This window comes from Burkholderia sp. RF7-non_BP4 (assembly GCF_001521935.1).
Lineage (GTDB): Bacteria > Pseudomonadota > Gammaproteobacteria > Burkholderiales > Burkholderiaceae > Burkholderia > Burkholderia diffusa.
Window position 1 is genome coordinate 353415 of sequence record NZ_LOTA01000095.1, and the last position, 17579, is coordinate 370993.

The window sequence follows — 17579 nt, forward strand, 5'->3', positions numbered from 1 at the left end:
GGGAATTCGACGAGGGTTGGGGGCGCGTGCGGCGCGGGCAGGCGGCCCGGCGCATCGGCGCCCGGCGCATCGGCGCGATTGTACCAGCGGCAAATGACACGTCGCCGCCGGGACATGGCGATGACACGGCCGCGCGCCGATAATGCGTCGAAGGCCTTTTCGCGGACGATTCGCCCGAATTTCATCGGGCCAGGAGATTCACATGCGCATTGAAACGTCGTTTCTGTTCGATCTCGACGGCACGCTCGTCGACAGCGTCTACCAGCACGTGCTCGCATGGAAGGAAGCGCTCGATGCCGAGGGCATCGAGCTGTCGGTGTGGCGCATCCACCGCAAGATCGGGATGAGCGGCGGCCTGTTCCTGAACCAGTTGCTGCGCGAGACGGCCGGAGACATCGACGCCGAGCGCGTCGAACGGCTCGCGCGGCTGCATGCGGCCGCTTACCAGCGGCTGCGCGCGCAGGTCCGGCCGCTGCCGGGCGCGCGCGAGCTGCTGGCCGCGCTGTCGAACGCGGGCATCCGCTGGGCGATCGCGACCAGCGGGCGGATGGAAACGGCCGCCATCAACCTCGAGGCGCTCGGCGTCGATCCGGCGAAGAACGTGGTCGTCACGCGCGATCAGGTCAAGTATGCGAAGCCGGATCCCGATCTGTTCCTGACGGCCGCCGCGAAGCTGAACGTGCCGATCGAGCATACGGTGGTGGTCGGCGACAGCATCTGGGACATGCTCGCCGCGAGCCGCTGCCGCGCGCTGGGCGTCGGGCTGCTGTCGGGCGGTTACGGCAGCGACGAGCTGGAACGCGCGGGCGCGCTGCGCGTGTACGACGATCCGGCGGATTTGCTGTGGCACCTCGACGAGATCGCGGCGCGGCCGTGAGGCCCGAATCGTCCGCCTGACCCGCGGCGCCGGCCCTCCGGCGTCGCCTTCGTCGGCGCGTCGCCCCGCGTGCACGCATCCGGCCGCGCCGGTCGGGTCGGATCAATCGTCGTCGACGCGCTTGTCGACCAGATAACGCCCGCGCTCGACGCCCGCGCGCAGCGCCTCGTCCTCCGTCTTCCATTCCAGGCCGTCCGGCTCCGGCACGTAGAGCTCGATGCGCGCGCCGTCGACATACACCTGCACTTCGTCATCCCACGCGCCGCGCGCGTTGCGCCGCGCCCAGACGCGAATCTCGTGGCCGCGATACGGGTCGCGCACCTGTGCGTCCTGTTGATGCTGCATGCTGGCCCCCTGTGCTTATCTGCGATGGCGATGCAAAAAATGCGCGCCGCACGATCGCCGCGCGCGCCGTCGGCCCCCCGCGCACAAGCCGTGCCCGCTGTCCGGCCGCCCGGCACGCACCTTGCGTCCCTCTTGCGCACGGACTGCTCCGGAACGCCAGACAAAAAAGGGAGGCCACGATGATCGGCCATTTGGAACTCCTCGGACGCCTGCTGCTCGCCGCGCTGCTCGGCAGCGTGGTCGGGCTCGAACGCGAACGGCTCAACTGGGCCGCCGGCCTGCGCACGCACATGCTGGTGTGCGTCGGCTCGGCGCTCGTGATGCTCGTCTCCACCTTCGGCTTCGAAGACGTGCGCGGGCAAAACGGCGTCGTGCTCGATCCGTCGCGGGTCGCGGCGCAGGTGGTCTCGGGCATCGGCTTTCTCGGCGCCGGCTCGATCCTGCTGCGCGGCGAAGTCGTGCGCGGACTGACGACGGCCGCGAGCCTCTGGGCGGTGGCCGGCGTCGGCCTCGCGGCCGGCGGCGGCATGTATGTCGGGTCGATCGGCGCGACGGCGATCGTGCTCGCGATCCTCGCGGGCGTGAAGCCGATCGAGCGTCGCTTCATCGCGCAGCGGCAGCAGCGCACGCTGCGGCTCGTCGTCGAGCGCGGCGGCCTGACGCTCGGCACGCTGCACGACACGCTCGGCACCGGCCGCGTGCGCGTGAAGCGGTTCATCGTCCAGCAGTCCGACGACGATCCGGATACCGACGACATCTCGGTGTCGTTCTCGCGCACGAGCGGCGCGGAATTTGCGGCGATCTGCGAAGCGCTGCAAGGCATCGCCGGCGTGCGGACCTGCAGTCCCGACACCTCGTCAAGGAGTTTCGCGTGACCCAGACCGAACTGCTCTCCTACCTCGTGACGAGTCAGCTGGCCGCGCGCATGCGCAGCGGCACATGGCTCACGACCAGCCAGGTGGTCGGCGCGCTGCGCGCATGGCTCGCGTGCCGTCACGCCGAATGCGGCTGGCTCGACCGGATCCGGATCGCGAACGCGTCCACCACGATCGCGCAAGGCATCTACGAGATCGCGGCCGCTTACGGCGATCCCGACAGCGGCGAACGCATCCGGATCGACGCCGATTCGCCGGAACTGCTGGCGCTGCGCGCGCGTTGCGACGCGCTGCTGCAACGCATCGACGGCGACCCGGACGTCGATGCCCGATGATCGTGCCGGACCGCATGCCGCGCACCGCATTCGCGACGGCAGGCCCCGACGACGCGGTTGCCGCCCCCTCGCACACGGACGAGCCGGCAAGACACGGGCTGCTCGAATGCGGTCGCAACTGCGACACGATCCGCGATGCGGACCGCTTCGCGATGCTGGTGGACGGCGACGCATATTTCGCGACGCTGCGCGCCGCGCTGCGGCGGGCGCGCCACACCGTCTTCATCGTCGGCTGGGACGTCGACAGCCAGATGCATCTGTCGCCCGCCGACGCCGGCGACGGCCTGCCCGGCACGCTCGCCGCATTCCTGCACGCGCTCGCGGCCGCGCGGCACAACCTGCGCATCTACGTGCTCGCGTGGGACTTCGCGATGATCTACGCGCTGGAGCGCGACTGGCCCCCCGTCTATCGCGCCGCGTGGCGTGCGCACCGCGGCATCCGCTTCCGGCTCGACGACACGCATCCGCGCGGCGCGTCGCATCACCAGAAGCTCGTCGTGATCGACGACCGGCTCGCGTTCGTCGGCGGGCTCGACCTGACGCGCGAACGCTGGGATACGCCCGCGCACGCGGCCGACGACCCGCGCCGTCGCGATGCACGCGGGATGCCGTACGGGCCGTTTCACGACGTGCAGGCGATGTTCGACGGCGACGCGGCCGCCGCGATCGGCGAGCAGGCACGCTCGCGCTGGCTCAATGCTTGCGGGCGTCCGATCGCGATCCGCGCGCAGCGGCATCTCGAGCGTGACGAAGACGTCGATCCGTGGCCGCCCGGCGCGCGCGTCGACATGCGCAACGTGCGGCTCGGCATCGCGTATACGGCGCCGGGCCACCGCGGTCGCGAGCCCGTGCGGCAGGTGCGCGCGCTGGTCGAGGATACGATCCGCGCCGCGCGCCGCCACCTGTACATCGAAAACCAGTATTTCACGGCGACGGTGGTGCGCGAGACGCTGTCCGCGCGGCTGGCCGACGCGCACGGGCCGGACGTGACGGTCGTCGCGCCGCGCGTGCAGAGCGGCTGGCTGCAGGAAGCGACGATGGGCGTGCTGCGCGCGCGGCTGCACGCGACGCTCCAAGCCGCCGACCGCTTCGACCGCTACCGGCTGCTGTATCCGCATGTCGACGGCCTCGGCGACACGTGCGTGAACGTGCACAGCAAGATCCAGATCGTCGACGACGAATGCATCGTGATCGGCAGCGCGAACCTGAACAACCGGTCGATGGTGCTCGACACCGAATGCTGCATCGCGCTCGTCGCGGCCGGCGAGACGCGCATCCGTGCCGCGATCGCCGGGCTGCGCGACCGCCTGCTGGCCGAACATCTCGGCACGACGCCGGCGGCAGTGGCCGCCGCGTTCGCGGAAGCCGGCCGGCCGAACGCCGCGCTCGACCTGTTGCGCGCGAAACCGGGCCGCACGCTGCGCACGCTCGACCCGGCCGTGGCGCCGCAGCTCGACGCGCTGGTGCCGGTCAGCGCGCGGCTCGACCCCGAACAGCCGATCGAGCCGGACCGGTTCGTCCGCGAGTTCGTGCCGCGCGAACAGCACCGCTCGCTGACCGCGCGCTTTTTCGTGCTCGGCGCGGCCGTGCTGCTGATCGCCGCCCTCGCGCTCGCGTGGCGCTTCTCGCCGCTCGGCAAGGCGCTGAACGTCGCGTCGCTCGCGCAAGCGGCCACCCACGCCGCGCAACTGCCGGGCGCACCCGCGCTGCTGCTGGCCGGCTACGTGGTCGCGGCGACGCTGTCGGTGCCGATCACGCTGCTGATCACCGTCACGGGCCTCGTGTTCGGCGCGTGGCCGGGTTTCGCGTATGCGTCCGCCGACACGATGGCGGCCGCCGCCGTGACCTATGGAATCGGCCGCTGGCTCGGACGCGACGCGGTGCGCCGGCTCGCCGGCGCGCGCGCGAACCGGCTCAGCGAACACATCGGCCGGCGCGGCGTGGTCGCGATGGCCGTGCTGCGGCTGCTGCCGGTCGCGCCGTTTACGATCGTGAACCTGGTTGCCGGCGCATCGCACATCGGCCTGCGCGACTTCCTGGTCGGCACCGCGATCGGCATGCTGCCCGGCATCGTGCTGACCGTCACGTTCGCGCACCAGCTGACCGCCGCGTTCAGCCATCCCGGGCCCCGCGCGTTCGCGTGGCTCGCGGCGATCGGCGTCGCGTTGGTCGGCGTGTCGGTGCTGCTCGTCAGGGTGCTGCGGCGATGGCGCTGAGCCGGCAACCGGCCCCGCCGCCGGACATCGTCACGTCGGACGCCTCGCCCGCCGCCGCGCCCGGCGGGCGCGACCTGCGGATCGCGACGTACAACATCCGCGGCGGCTACGGCGCATGGCCCGCGCGCGCGGCCGACCGGATCGCGGCAGTCATCCACGAACTCGACGCGGACGTGATCGCGCTGCAGGAGGTGCCGCTCGGCGGGTCGCGCGCGCCCGACGTGCTCGCGCACCTGCGCGACGCGACCGGCATGCACGCGGCGGCCGGTCCGACCATCGATACGCCGGAGCGCCGCTACGGCAACGCCGTGCTGTCGCGCTGCCCGATCCGCGCGGCGCGCACGCTCGACCTGTCGTTCCACCAGCGCGAGCCGCGTGGCGCGCTCGATGCGGACATCGACTGCGGCGCGGGCACGCTGCGCGTGGTCGCGACCCATCTCGGGCTGTCGGCGAACGAACGCAGCGCGCAGGTGCAGCGGCTGCTCGCCGCGTTCGACACCGGCGCGATGCCGGTGATCCTGATGGGCGACATCAACGAATGGTTCGTGCGCGGCCGCGCGCTGCAGACGCTGGTCACGCGGTTTCGCCGCGCGCCGGCGCCGCGCACGTTCCCGACGCTGTGCCCGGTGTTCTCGCTCGACCGCATCTGGATTCATCCGGGCGAATTGCTGGTCGACGTGAACGTGCATCGCAGCATGCTGGCCCGGCACGCGTCGGATCATTACCCGCTCGTCGCGCGAATGCGCTTGACGTCCTAGGGCCTGTTCACGCTAATAATGGGCTTGCGCTGGCTCCCAGAAGGGCCGAGCGCAAGGAATGCGACGAAGCGAATACTCGACGTATTCGCAAGGAGCATGACGCAGCGATCGGCCCTTCTGGGGGCCAGCCCCACGAATGAATTTTTTCGGAACAGGGGAACGAGCCTTGCCGGCCGCATTGCGGCGTCGCACGTCGCTTGTTTGGCTCGGCCAAACGGCGCTCCGTGCTCCTTGCACTACGACCGGCAAGGCACGTTCGCAAGCCCGTTATTAGCGTGAACAGGCCCTAGCCTGGCACGCCGCTTGCACACGCGCCCCACCGCGTTGACGAACCCTGACGGAGCTTGCCCATGCGAACCGACGAACTCGCCGGAACGGCCCTCGACTACTGGTGCGCGCGCGCGTTGTGCGCGGACGACGAAGACACGCTGTGCTTCACGGCCGTCGAGCCGCAACTGATCGTGACCGCCGCGTGCGACGCGTTGCGGCGCCTCGACGCGCATTTCGCGCCGTCGGCGTCGTGGGCCGACGCGGGAGCGGTGCTCGATCGCGTCGGCGACCTGCGGATCGCACGACGCGGCGACGGCGTCGAATGCGACGCAAGCTTCATCGACGGCCCGTCGACCTGCGCGGCGCGCGCGCCCGATGGACGAACCGCGCTGCTGCGCGCATTCGTGCGGGCGCGCTTCGGCGACGACGTCGATCCTCCGCCGTCGTTCGCGCACCGGATCGAGCGCGGGACGCCGGTGCGTTACGACCCCGGAGCGCCGCTTCCCGACGCGGACGCCGATCCGGCCACCGGCGACCGTTCGGACATCCGCTCGATTCCGCGCATGTGACGGCGCCGAACGCGCCGGCGCCGCCCGGCGCGCAATGCAGCGACCGTACAGCGCTCATGTAAAAACGACAGGGGTTCCGTATCCGGCGTCCCGCACGCACGTTGCCGCTCGGGGCGCCGCGCCGCAGGCACGCGGGTTGCGGCGCACGGCCGTTACCGTTCGCCGCCGCCCGCTCACGCCACTCCATGAACGTCACGCCACCCTTCGCCCCACATCTCTACTTTTGCGACGCCCGCCTCGTCGGTCCGCTCGACGTATGGCCCGACACCTTCGCCCACATCGCGGGCATGGGCTTCGATCACGTGCTGATCGGCGGCTTCTGGGCCGCCAGCGTCGCGGGTTTTCCGCGTCACGTCGCCGACTTCCACCGGCCGGCCGCGACGTTCGCGACGCGCGCCGGCGCGCTCGAGACGTTCTCGCGGCTCGCGCAGATCGCGCACGGCCACGGGCTGCGCGTCATGCTCGAAGTGATACCGGACCGCATCGCGCGCGACAACCCGCTGCGCGCCGAGCATCCGGACTGGTACGTCGAGCGCTCGCACGACGACGCGCTGATCGATCCGCGTCGCGCCGCGCATGAACTCGACGTCGCGCATGCACAGGTCGGCGAGGACGCGGCACACGACGCGCTCGCCGCATGGTGGTGCGCGCATCTCGCCGCGTTCGCGGACGCCGGCGCGGCCGGCTTCCTGATCGACGCGCCGCATCATCTGCCGGCCGCGTGGTGGCCCGGCTGGCGCGCGGCGCTGCGTCGCGCGCGCCCGGACGTCGCCGTGCTGGCCGGCGTGCCCGGCCATGCGCGCGACGCGCTCGCGCAATTCGAGGCGGCCGGCTTCGACGCGGTGTTCTCGTCGGCACGCTGGTGGGATCTGCGCTCGCCGTGGTTCGCGGACGAACACCGGCTGCTGCGGCGCATCGGCTCGCCGATCGCGTTTCCCGACGCCTACGACGGCCCGCGTCTCGCCGACGACTGGCACGACGCGCCGAACGAAACGCTCGCCCGCGCGTATCGCCGCGCGTTGTGGACCGCGGCGGCGCTCGGCACCGGGTGGCTCGTGCCGATGGGCTTCGAGCGCGGCGTCACGCTGCCGCTGATGGCGCGCGATGCGGACGCCACGCGCTATCGCGCCGCGTTCGACGATGCGCGCTTCGACCTGTCCGGCGCAATCGCCGACGCGAACGCATGGCGCCGTGCGACGCCGCTCGCGGCCGAGCGCGGCGAAATCGCGCAACTGAGCGCGCCCGGCGCAGCCGCGACCGCGCTGTTGCGCGGCACCGGCCCGTCGCTCGAACACGACGACGCGGCACTGCTGATCGTGCTGAATCCCGATCTCGATGCCGATGCGCCGGTCGATCCCGCCGCGATCCTGCCCGGCGTGCCGGGCGGCTTCACGCACGTCGCGACACCGGACGGACCGCATCGGCACGCGCTCGTCGCGCTGCCCGCCTTCACGCTCGAACCCGGCGGTCATGCGTTGCTCGACGCGTCGCACGCGCCGCCCGCGACCTCGCGCGCCGATGCCGCCGACGAGCGCACCGCGCTGTCCGCCGCGCTCGCGGCCGACCGGATCGCGATCGAGCGCGTCGAGCCGGCCGTGGACGGCGGCCGCTTCGCGATCAAGCGCGTGATCGGCGAAACACTGGTTGTGCACGCATCGATCTTCTCGGACGGCCACGCGCATCTCGCGGCCGCGCTGCAATGGCGCGCGGACGACGAGGACGACTGGCGCGAAGTGCCGTTCGTCGCGGAGCCGAACGATCGCTGGCACGCGCGCATCGCGCTCGACCGGCTCGGCCGCCATGCGTTCCGCGTGATCGCGTGGCGCGACGACTGGGCGTCGCTCGCAACCGACATCGCGAAGAAACACGCGGCCGGCCAGGACGTGACGCTGGAAGTGCGCGAAGCGGAGCTGCTGCTCGCGACCGCGCTGAAGTGCGCCGCGCCCGCCGATCCGCGCGCGGTCCGGCAGATGGAGCATCTGGCAGCCGACTTCAAGGACGCGTCGCACGAACACCGGCTTGCACTGATCGGCGACCCCGCGCTGGCCGACGCATACGCGGCGCTGCGCTACCGCCCGTTCGCCACGCACGACAAGACCGTCTATCCGGTCGAGGTCGAGCGCCGTGCCGCGCGCTTCTCGAGCTGGTACGAGATGTTCCCGCGCTCGGCGAGCAACGATCCGCACCGGCACGGCACGTTCGACGACGTGATCGCGCAGTTGCCGCGCATCCGCGACATGGGCTTCGACGTACTGTATTTCCCGCCGATCCATCCGATCGGCACGACCGCGCGCAAGGGCCGCAACAACACATTGAAGGCCGGCCCGGACGACGTCGGCAGCCCGTACGCGATCGGCTCGCCCGACGGCGGCCACACGGCCGTCCATCCGCAGCTCGGCACGCTCGCGTCGTTCCGCACGCTGGTCGATGCGGCGCGCGCGCAAGGGCTCGAGATCGCGCTGGACTTCGCGATCCAGTGCTCGCCCGACCATCCGTGGCTCGCCGCGCATCCGGGCTGGTTCGCATGGCGGCCCGACGGCTCGCTGCGCTTCGCGGAAAATCCGCCGAAGCGCTACCAGGACATCGTGAATCCCGACTTCTACGCGCCGGATGCGCAGCCCGACCTGTGGCTCGCGCTGCGCGACGCGGTGCTGTTCTGGGTCGACGCGGGCGTGCGGATTTTCCGCGTCGACAATCCGCACACGAAGCCGCTGCCGTTCTGGGCATGGATGATCGCCGACGTGCGCGGCAAGCACCCGGACGTCGTGTTCCTGTCGGAGGCGTTCACGCGGCCGGGCATGATGTACCGGCTCGCGAAGGTCGGCTTCTCGCAGTCGTACACGTATTTCACGTGGCGCGAGACGAAGCGCGAGTTCATCGATTACCTGACCGAGCTGACGGCCGGCCCGCCCCGCGAGTTCTTCCGGCCAAACTTCTTCGTGAACACGCCCGACATCAATCCGCGCCACCTGCAGAACGCGCCGCGCTCGCAGTTCGTGATCCGCGCGGCGCTCGCGGCCACGCTCGCCGGGTCGTGGGGCCTGTATTCGGGCTTCGAGATCGGCGAATCGGCGCCGCTGCCCGACAGCGAGGAATACGCGGATGCGGAGAAATACGAACTGCGCACGCGCGACTGGAACAAGGCCGCGCACATCGGCGCCGAAATCGCACGTTTGAACCGCGCGCGGCGCGAGCATCCGGCGCTGCAGACCCACCTCGGCCTCACGTTCGCCGACGCGGACAACGACCAGGTGCTCGTGTTCGTGAAGGCGACGCCCGCGCACGACAGCGTCGTCGCGATCGCGATCAGCCTCGACCCGTGGCATCCGCAGGCCGCGAATTTCACGCTCGATGCGTCGCTGTGGCGCGGCTTCGGGCTCGTCGACGGCGAACCGCTCGACGCGCTCGAACAGGACGCCGCGCATGCCGAAACCTGGCGCGGGCATCGCCAGTACGTGTCGCTCGACCCGCACGTCCGACCATATGCGATCTGGCGGCTCTCGCCGTCCCCCGGCGCCGCGCGAGCGGCGGCGCCCGAGCCGGGCGACGCCCGACACCCTTCCGGAGCACACGCATGATGAAACGCGAAGACTCCCTCGACGACGTGCGCCGCGCGCAGTTTCCGTCGCTCGCGCCGGCCGGCACGCCGCGCCGGCGCCGGTCGCGGCGCCGCGCGCCCGCGCTCTGCGCGGACGATCCGCTGTGGTACAAGGACGCGATCATCTATCAGGTGCACGTGAAGTCGTTCTACGACTCGAACAACGACGGGATCGGCGACTTCCCCGGCCTGATCATGAAGCTCGACTACATCGCCGAGCTGGGCGTCGACACGATCTGGCTGCTGCCGTTCTACCCGTCGCCGCGCCGCGACGACGGCTACGACATCGCGGATTATCGCGACGTGCATCCCGACTACGGCACGCTGGCCGACGTGCGGCGCTTCATTCGCGAAGCGCACGCGCGCGGCATCCGCGTGATCACCGAACTGGTGATCAATCACACGTCGGACCAGCATCCGTGGTTCCAGCGCGCGCGGCGCGCGAAGCCCGGCTCGATGCATCGCGACTACTACGTGTGGTCCGATACCGACACGAAATACGCCGGCACGCGGATCATCTTTCTGGATACCGAAACGTCGAACTGGACGCACGACCCGATCGCCGGCCAGTATTACTGGCACCGCTTCTACTCGCACCAGCCGGACCTGAACTTCGACAATCCGGCCGTCGTGCGCGAGGTGCTCCAGGTGATGCGTTTCTGGCTCGATCTCGGCATCGACGGGCTGCGGCTCGATGCGGTGCCGTACCTGGTCGAGCGCGAAGGCACCAACAACGAGAACCTGCCGGAGACGCACGCGATCCTGAAGCGCATCCGCGCGACGATCGACGCCGAGTATCCAAACCGCATGCTGCTCGCGGAAGCGAACCAGTGGCCGGAGGACGTGCAGGAATACTTCGGCCGCGAGGACGAATGCCACATGGCGTTCCACTTCCCGCTGATGCCGCGCATCTACATGTCGATCGCGAGCGAGGACCGCTTCCCGATCGTCGACATCATGCGGCAGACGCCGGCGCTCGCGCCGAGCAACCAGTGGGCCGTGTTCCTGCGCAATCACGACGAGCTGACGCTCGAGATGGTGACCGATTCCGAGCGCGACCTTCTTTGGCAGACCTACGCGTCCGACCGGCGCGCGCGGATCAACCTCGGCATCCGGCGCCGCCTCGCGCCGCTGATGGAGCGCGACCGGCGCCGCATCGAGCTGATCAACTCGCTGCTGCTGTCGATGCCCGGCACGCCGGTGATCTATTACGGCGACGAACTCGGGATGGGCGACAACATCCATCTCGGCGACCGCGACGGCGTGCGCACGCCGATGCAATGGTCGTCGGACCGCAACGGCGGCTTCTCGCGCGCGGACCCGGAACTGCTGGTGCTGCCGCCCGTGATGGGCTCGCTGTACGGCTATGACGCGGTCAACGTCGAGGCGCAGACGCGCGACCCGCATTCGCTGCTGAACTGGACGCGCCGCATCCTGTCGACGCGCCGCGCGACGCAGTCGTTCGGGCGCGGCACGATCCGTTTCCTGCGCCCGGAGAACCGCAAGGTGCTCGCGTACCTGCGCGAACTCGAAGGCCACGAGACGGTGCTGTGCGTCGCGAACCTGTCGCGCTCGTCGCAGGCGGTCGAACTCGACCTGTCCGAATTCGCGGGCCGCGTGCCGATCGAGATGACGTCGGACTCGGCGTTTCCGCCGATCGGGCAGCTCACTTACCTGCTCACCTTTCCGCCGTACGGATTCCTCTGGTTCGTGCTGTCCGAGCACGGCCGCGAGCCGTCGTGGCGGCAGCCGCACGCGGAGCCGCTGCCCGAATACGTGACGATCGTGATGCGGCGCGGCGACGTGCGGCCCGACGTCGGGCAGCTGCATACGCTCGCGCACGATGCGCTCGCGTCGTGGCTCGCGCGGCGGCGCTGGTTCGCGTCGAAGGACCGCAAGATTGGCGATGCGTGGCTGAATGTCGTCACGCCGATGCCGGACGAACCGTTCCAGTATGCGGAGGCATGGGTGTCCGCGAGCGACGGTGGCGTCGAGCGTTACGTCGTGCCGCTGGCCGCCGCGTGGGGCGGCGAGACGTCGCATCCGCTGTTCGCGCAGCTCGCGCTCGCGCGGGTGCGGCGCGGCCACACGGTCGGCTACCTGACCGACGCGTTCGCGCTGCCCGCGTTCGCGCGCGGGATGCTGCGCAAGCTGCGCGACGGCGCGACGGTGCCGACGTCCGACGGCGGCCGCCTCGACTTCCTGCCCGAACATGCGCTCGCCGCGCTCGACCCCGGCGACGACGCCGAGGTGCGCTGGCTCGCGGCCGAGCAGAGCAACAGCTCGCTCGTGATCGGCGACGAGATCGTGCTGAAGCTCGTGCGCAAGGTCGCGCACGGCATCCATCCGGAAGCGGAGATGAGCCGCCACCTGACGCGGATCGGCTATGCGAACACCGCGACGCTCGCCGGCGAAGTCGTGCACGTCGATCCGGACGGCTCGCCGCATACGGTCGCGATCCTGCAGCGCTACGTCGACAACCAGGGCGACGCGTGGACGCGTTCGTTCGACTTCCTGAAACGCGCGGTCGACGAGCTCGCGCTGCCCGCCGTCGCCGACGGCGAAGCGGCCGAGCCCGACGAGGAACCGGACGCGCTGCTCGGCTACGCGGCGTTCGCGGGCATCGTCGGCACGCGGCTGGGCCAGCTGCACGTCGCGCTCGCGCAGCCGTCCGACGACCCGGCCTTCACGCCGGAGCGCGCGACGCCCGAGCACGTCGACGGCTGGTGCCTCGACGCGATCGCGTCGTTCAGGCACGCGCTCGACGTGCTGGGCACGCGGCTCGATGCGCTCGATCCGGCCATGCGCGCCGCCGCCGACACGCTGCTCGCGTCGCGCGACGCGGCCGTGCAGGCGCTCGGCGAACTGGTGCCGCGCACGCTCGACGCGCAATGCACGCGGATTCACGGCGATTTCCATCTCGGCCAGGTGCTCGACGTGCAGGGCGACGCGCTGCTGATCGACTTCGAAGGCGAGCCCGCACGGCCGCTCGAGCGGCGCCGCGCGAAGTCGCATCCGCTGCGCGACGTGGCCGGCTTCCTGCGCTCGCTGTCGTACGTGAGCGCGACCGCTCAGTTCGCGATCGAAAAGGCGCCGCCGCAGGCGGCTGGCCGCAAGCGCGCGCTGTTCGACCGCTTCGGGCAGGCCGCCGCCGACCGCTTCGTCGAATGCTATCGCGCGGCCGCCGACCAGGCGCCCGATCGCTTCGTCGACCCGCGCTACGCCGATCGCCTGCTCGCGCTGTTCCTGATCGACAAGGCCTCGTACGAACTCTGCTACGAGGCCGCGAACCGCCCCGACTGGCTCGGCGTGCCGGTCGGCGGGCTCGCCGCGCTCGTCGAACGCCTGCTCGACGCGGACCGCACACCCGACAACGGAGGCACCCGATGACCGACACGCTGTTCGACCGCCGCGATATCGATGCGCTGCTCGCCGGCCGCCACCCCGACCCGTTCGCGTGCCTCGGCCCGCACGGGGATGCCGGGCGGATCGTCGTGCGTGCGCTGCTGCCCGGCGCGCGGCGCGTGCGTGCGGTGACGCCCGACGGCGACGAACTCGGCACGCTCGCGTGCGTCAACGACGCCGGCTGTTTCGCGGGGACGCTCGCGCACGACGGCCATTACCGGCTCGCGATCGACTGGCCCGACACTCGCCAGGTGACCGACGACGCCTATGCGTTCGGCATGCTGCTCGACGATGCGGCGCTCGCGCGTTTCGCGGCCGGCGACCCGGCCGCCGTGCTCGACTGCCTCGGCGCGACGCCCGCGCGCATCGACGGCGTCGACGGCGTGCGCTTCGCGGTATGGGCGCCGAACGCGCAACGCGTGTCGGTGGTCGGCGACTTCAACACATGGGACGGCCGCCGGCATCCGATGCGGCTGCGGCGGCCGTGGGGCGTCTGGGAGCTGTTCGTGCCGGGCATCGGCGCCGGCGAGCATTACAAATACGAGCTGTGCGCGAGCGACGGACGCGTGCTGCCGCACAAGGCCGATCCGTGCGCGCGCGCGACCGAGGCGCCGCCGCGCACCGCGTCCATCGTCGCCGACACGGCGGCGCTCGACGCGTTCGCGTGGCACGACGACGGCTGGCTGCACGCGCGGCCGCACGCGGACCGCCGCTTCCGCATCCCGTGGTCGATCTACGAGGTGCACGCGGAATCGTGGCAGCGCGTGCCCGAGGAAATGGACCGCAGCGCGACCTGGGACGAGCTCGCCGAGCGGCTGATCCCGTACGTGCACGGCATGGGCTTCACGCACGTCGAATTCATGCCGATTTCCGAGTATCCGTTCGGCGGCTCGTGGGGCTACCAGCCGCTCGCGCAGTTCGCGCCGTCCGCGCGCTTCGGGCCGGTCGACGGCTTCGCGCGCTTCGTCGACCGCGCGCATGCGGCCGGCATCGGCGTGATCGTCGACTGGGTGCCCGCGCACTTCCCGAACGACCCGCACGGTCTCGCGCAGTTCGACGGCAGCGCGCTGTACGAGCATGCCGATCCGCGCGAAGGCATGCATCCCGACTGGAACACCTGCGTGTTCAACCTCGGGCGCAACGAGGTCGGCGCGTTCCTCGTCGCGTCGGCGCTCGCGTGGGCACGGCGCTATCACGTCGACGGAATCCGCGTCGACGCGGTCGCGTCGATGCTGTACCGCGACTATTCGCGCAAGGAAGGCGAATGGGTGCCGAACGTGCACGGCGGACGCGAGAATCTCGAATCCGTCGCATTCCTGCGCACGCTGAACGACACGCTGCACGGCGCGCTCGCGCCGCAGGGCGTCGTCACCTTCGCGGAGGAATCGACGGCGTGGCCGGGCGTCACCGCGTCGACCGGCGACGGCGGGCTCGGCTTCGACTTCAAGTGGAACATGGGCTGGATGCACGACACGCTCGCGTATCTGCGCGAGGATCCGATCCATCGCCGCTATCACCACGACCGGATGACGTTCGGGCTCGTCTATGCGTTCTCCGAGCGCTTCGTGCTGCCGCTGTCGCACGACGAGGTCGTGCACGGCAAGGGCTCGCTCGCCGCGAAGATGCCCGGCGACGCGTGGCAGCGGCTCGCGACGCTGCGCGCGTACTTCGGCTTCATGTGGGCGCATCCCGGCAAGAAGCTGCTGTTCATGGGCAGCGAATTCGCGCAATGGGCCGAGTTCGCGCACGACGCAACGCCGCACTGGGACCTGCTCGACGCGCCCCCGCATCGCGGCGTGCAACGGCTCGTGCGCGACCTGAACCGCGTGTACGCGGCCGAACCGGCGCTGCATGCGCTCGACTGCCACGCGGAAGGCTTCGCGTGGCTGATCGGCGACGATCGCGACAACAGCGTATTCGCGTTCGCGCGCCGCGACGACGTCGGCCGCCTCGTGGTCGCGGTCAGCAACTTCACGCCGGTGCCGCGCGCCGGCTATCGCATCGGGCTGCCCGCGCCCGGCCAGTGGCGCGAACTGATGAACACCGATGCGGCCGTGTACGGCGGCACCAATGCCGGCAACGACGGCGCCGTATGGGCGGAAGCCGTGCCCGCGCACGGCGAATCGTGGTCGGCCGCGTTGCGCCTGCCGCCGCTCGCGACCGTATGGCTGAGTCCGGCCTGACACCCGGCGACCTCGACACGGAGACCCTCCCCATGCCGACCGCCTTGCCATCCCGACTCGATCCCGGCCGCGCCTATCCGCTCGGTGCGACCTGGGACGGTCTCGGCACCAACTTCGCGGTGTTTTCCGCACATGCGCAGCGCATCCAGCTGTGCGTGTTCGATCCGACCGGCCGCAAGGAACTCGCGCGGCTCGACCTGCCCGAATGCACCGACGAGGTGTGGCACGGCTACCTGCCGAACGCGCATCCGGGCACCGTGTACGGCTTTCGCGCGGACGGCCCGTACCAGCCGCAGCATGGCCATCGCTTCAATCCGACCAAGCTGCTGCTCGACCCGTACGCACGCAAGCTGGTCGGTCATTTCCGCTGGTCCGACGCGCTGTTCGGCTATCGCGTGCATTCGAACCGCGCGGACCTGTCGATGGACCGCCGCGACTCGGCGCCCGCGATGCCGAAGGCCGTGGTCGTCGACGAGGCGTTCGACTGGCGCACCGACCGGCGCCCGGACGTGCCGTGGCGCAGCACCGTGATCTACGAGGCCCACGTGCGCGGCGCGTCGATGCGGCGCGCCGGGCTGCGTGCGCCGGAACGCGGCACCTTCGCGTCGCTCGCGCATCCGGCGTTCATCGATCACCTGTTGTCGATCGGCGTGACCACGGTGGAGCTGCTGCCCGTGCACGCGTTCCTGCAACAGCGCGCGCTCGTGAACCGCGGGCTGCGCAACTACTGGGGCTACGACACGGCCGCGTTCTTCGCGCCGGAGCCGTCGTATCTGTCGACGCGGCGGCTCGACGAAATGCGCATCGCGATCCGGCAGCTGCATGCGGCCGGCATCGAGGTCGTGCTCGACGTCGTCTACAACCACACGTGCGAAGGCAACGAGCTCGGCCCGACGCTGTCGTGGCGCGGCCTCGACAACGCGAGCTACTACCGGCTGCGGCCGGACGACCCGCGTTACCACGTCGACGAGACCGGCTGCGGCAACACCTTGAACATGTCGCACCCGCGCGTCGTGCAGATGGTGATGGACTCGCTGCGCTACTGGGCCACCGCGTTCAACATCGACGGCTTCCGTTTCGATCTCGGCGTGACGCTCGGCCGCGAGGATCACGGCTTCGAGCCGGGCGCGGGGTTCTTCGACGCGCTGCGGCAGGACCCGGTGCTCGCGCAGCGCAAGCTGATCACCGAGCCGTGGGACCTCGGCCCCGGCGGCTATCAGCTCGGCCGCCACCCGCCCGGCTTCGCCGAATGGAACGACCGCTTTCGCGACACCGTGCGGCGCTTCTGGCGCGGCGACGCCAGGCAGCGCCCCGAACTCGCCGCGCGCCTCGCGGGCTCGGCCGACCTGTTCAATCATCAACGGCGCCATACGTGGGCGTCGGTGAACTTCGTCACCGCGCACGACGGCTTCACGCTCGCCGATCTCGTGTCGTATGCGCACAAGCACAACGACGCGAACGGCGAGGACAATCGCGACGGCCGCGACGACAACTGCAGCGCGAACTGGGGCGTCGAGGGCGCGACCGACGACGCGTCGATCCGCGACCTGCGCGCGCGCGTCGCGCGCTCGATGCTGGCGACGCTGTTCACCGCGCTCGGCACGCCGATGATCGTCGCCGGCGACGAATTCGGCCGCACGCAGCATGGCAACAACAATGCGTATTGCCAGGACAACGAACTGTCGTGGCTCGACTGGGACCTTGCGCACAGCGACGAAGGCGAGCAGATGATGCGCTTCGTGTCGCGGCTCGCCGCGCTGCGGCGCATGTATCCGGTGATGTCCGCGCCGCGCTATCCGTCGGGCGACCGCGACGGCGCGCCCGGGATGCACGAGATCGACTGGTTCGACGAACGCGGCGGCGCGATGAGCGTGCCTGCGTGGGAGGACGGCGAGCGCCGCGCGCTGACGATGCGTCGGGTCGGCACGGGCCGCACCGGGCGCACCGAGGCGTTGCTCGTGATGCTGAATGCGTCGACCCATGCCATTACGTTCAAGCTGCCCGCGCCGGTGCTCGACTACCGCGTGCTGCTCGACACCGCGACACCCGACGCCGGCCCGCGCTCGTGGCCGGAGGCCGGCCTCGACGTCGCCGCGCACGCCGCCGTGATCGCGGTCGCGGCCGTGCCGCCATCCCCGCCCTCGTGAG

Annotated in this window: 11 protein-coding genes; 10 read left to right on the top strand and 1 reads right to left on the bottom strand. The window is 70.8% G+C overall.

The features are described 5' to 3' along the window. Positions 1 to 202: 202 nt before the first annotated feature. On the top strand, positions 203 to 877 hold the full coding sequence (locus WS49_RS31575) for an HAD family hydrolase (protein WP_044843419.1): 675 nt from the start codon (positions 203 to 205) through the stop codon (positions 875 to 877). Positions 878 to 979: 102 nt separating this feature from the next. Here WS49_RS31575 and WS49_RS31580 read toward each other — a convergent pair whose 3' ends face one another. Next, positions 980 to 1222 carry a DUF6566 family protein gene (locus WS49_RS31580; RefSeq protein WP_059536889.1) on the bottom strand — a complete coding sequence of 81 codons (243 nt, stop codon included), beginning with the start codon at positions 1220 to 1222 and terminating at the stop codon, positions 980 to 982. A 179-nt stretch (positions 1223 to 1401) separates the two neighbouring features. Between WS49_RS31580 and WS49_RS31585 the strand changes: the two genes are divergently transcribed. The 9 genes from WS49_RS31585 to glgX all read left to right on the top strand — a co-directional run bounded on the left by WS49_RS31585 (position 1402) and on the right by glgX (position 17578). Next, positions 1402 to 2097 (top strand): MgtC/SapB family protein, encoded by a 696-nt coding sequence (locus tag WS49_RS31585; RefSeq protein WP_059536892.1) that lies wholly within the window; start codon positions 1402 to 1404, stop codon positions 2095 to 2097. After that, the gene (locus WS49_RS31590) at positions 2094 to 2432 is read left to right on the top strand and encodes a hypothetical protein (RefSeq protein WP_059536895.1); all 339 of its coding nucleotides are present in this window, start codon (positions 2094 to 2096) and stop codon (positions 2430 to 2432) included. Before WS49_RS31585 ends, WS49_RS31590 begins: the two co-directional genes overlap by 4 nt. Continuing rightward, on the top strand, positions 2429 to 4648 hold the full coding sequence (locus WS49_RS31595) for a VTT domain-containing protein (RefSeq protein ID WP_059536898.1): 2220 nt from the start codon (positions 2429 to 2431) through the stop codon (positions 4646 to 4648). Before WS49_RS31590 ends, WS49_RS31595 begins: the two co-directional genes overlap by 4 nt. Next, on the top strand, positions 4639 to 5406 hold the full coding sequence (locus WS49_RS31600; protein WP_059536901.1) for an endonuclease/exonuclease/phosphatase family protein: 768 nt from the start codon (positions 4639 to 4641) through the stop codon (positions 5404 to 5406). The genes WS49_RS31595 and WS49_RS31600 overlap by 10 nt, the downstream gene beginning before the upstream one ends. A 350-nt stretch (positions 5407 to 5756) precedes the next feature. Then, on the top strand, positions 5757 to 6245 hold the full coding sequence (locus WS49_RS31605; RefSeq protein ID WP_059536905.1) for a phage protein NinX family protein: 489 nt from the start codon (positions 5757 to 5759) through the stop codon (positions 6243 to 6245). A gap of 185 nt (positions 6246 to 6430) precedes the next feature. Continuing rightward, positions 6431 to 9823: a maltotransferase domain-containing protein gene (locus tag WS49_RS31610; protein WP_059536909.1), complete on the top strand. Its 3393-nt coding sequence runs from the start codon at positions 6431 to 6433 to the stop codon at positions 9821 to 9823. Further along, the gene (gene treS / locus WS49_RS31615) at positions 9823 to 13233 is read left to right on the top strand and encodes a maltose alpha-D-glucosyltransferase (RefSeq protein WP_059537417.1); all 3411 of its coding nucleotides are present in this window, start codon (positions 9823 to 9825) and stop codon (positions 13231 to 13233) included. The genes WS49_RS31610 and treS overlap by 1 nt, the downstream gene beginning before the upstream one ends. Beyond that, positions 13230 to 15431 carry a 1,4-alpha-glucan branching protein GlgB gene (gene glgB / locus WS49_RS31620; RefSeq protein ID WP_059536913.1) on the top strand — a complete coding sequence of 734 codons (2202 nt, stop codon included), beginning with the start codon at positions 13230 to 13232 and terminating at the stop codon, positions 15429 to 15431. Before treS ends, glgB begins: the two co-directional genes overlap by 4 nt. 32 nt (positions 15432 to 15463) lie before the next feature. Continuing rightward, positions 15464 to 17578 (top strand): glycogen debranching protein GlgX, encoded by a 2115-nt coding sequence (glgX, locus tag WS49_RS31625; RefSeq protein ID WP_059536917.1) that lies wholly within the window; start codon positions 15464 to 15466, stop codon positions 17576 to 17578. Position 17579: the final 1 nt, after the last annotated feature.

Bases quoted from the DNA above. Each gene is read 5' to 3' on its own strand.
- WS49_RS31605 (WP_059536905.1), top strand. From the start codon at position 5,757: ATGCGAACCGACGAACTCGCCGGAACGGCCCTCGACTACTGGTGCGCG.
- WS49_RS31580 (WP_059536889.1), bottom strand. From the start codon at position 1,222: ATGCAGCATCAACAGGACGCACAGGTGCGCGACCCGTATCGCGGCCAC.
- WS49_RS31575 (WP_044843419.1), top strand. From the start codon at position 203: ATGCGCATTGAAACGTCGTTTCTGTTCGATCTCGACGGCACGCTCGTC.
- treS (WP_059537417.1), top strand. From the start codon at position 9,823: ATGAAACGCGAAGACTCCCTCGACGACGTGCGCCGCGCGCAGTTTCCG.
- WS49_RS31585 (WP_059536892.1), top strand. From the start codon at position 1,402: ATGATCGGCCATTTGGAACTCCTCGGACGCCTGCTGCTCGCCGCGCTG.
- WS49_RS31610 (WP_059536909.1), top strand. From the start codon at position 6,431: ATGAACGTCACGCCACCCTTCGCCCCACATCTCTACTTTTGCGACGCC.
- glgX (WP_059536917.1), top strand. From the start codon at position 15,464: ATGCCGACCGCCTTGCCATCCCGACTCGATCCCGGCCGCGCCTATCCG.
- glgB (WP_059536913.1), top strand. From the start codon at position 13,230: ATGACCGACACGCTGTTCGACCGCCGCGATATCGATGCGCTGCTCGCC.
- WS49_RS31600 (WP_059536901.1), top strand. From the start codon at position 4,639: ATGGCGCTGAGCCGGCAACCGGCCCCGCCGCCGGACATCGTCACGTCG.
- WS49_RS31595 (WP_059536898.1), top strand. From the start codon at position 2,429: ATGATCGTGCCGGACCGCATGCCGCGCACCGCATTCGCGACGGCAGGC.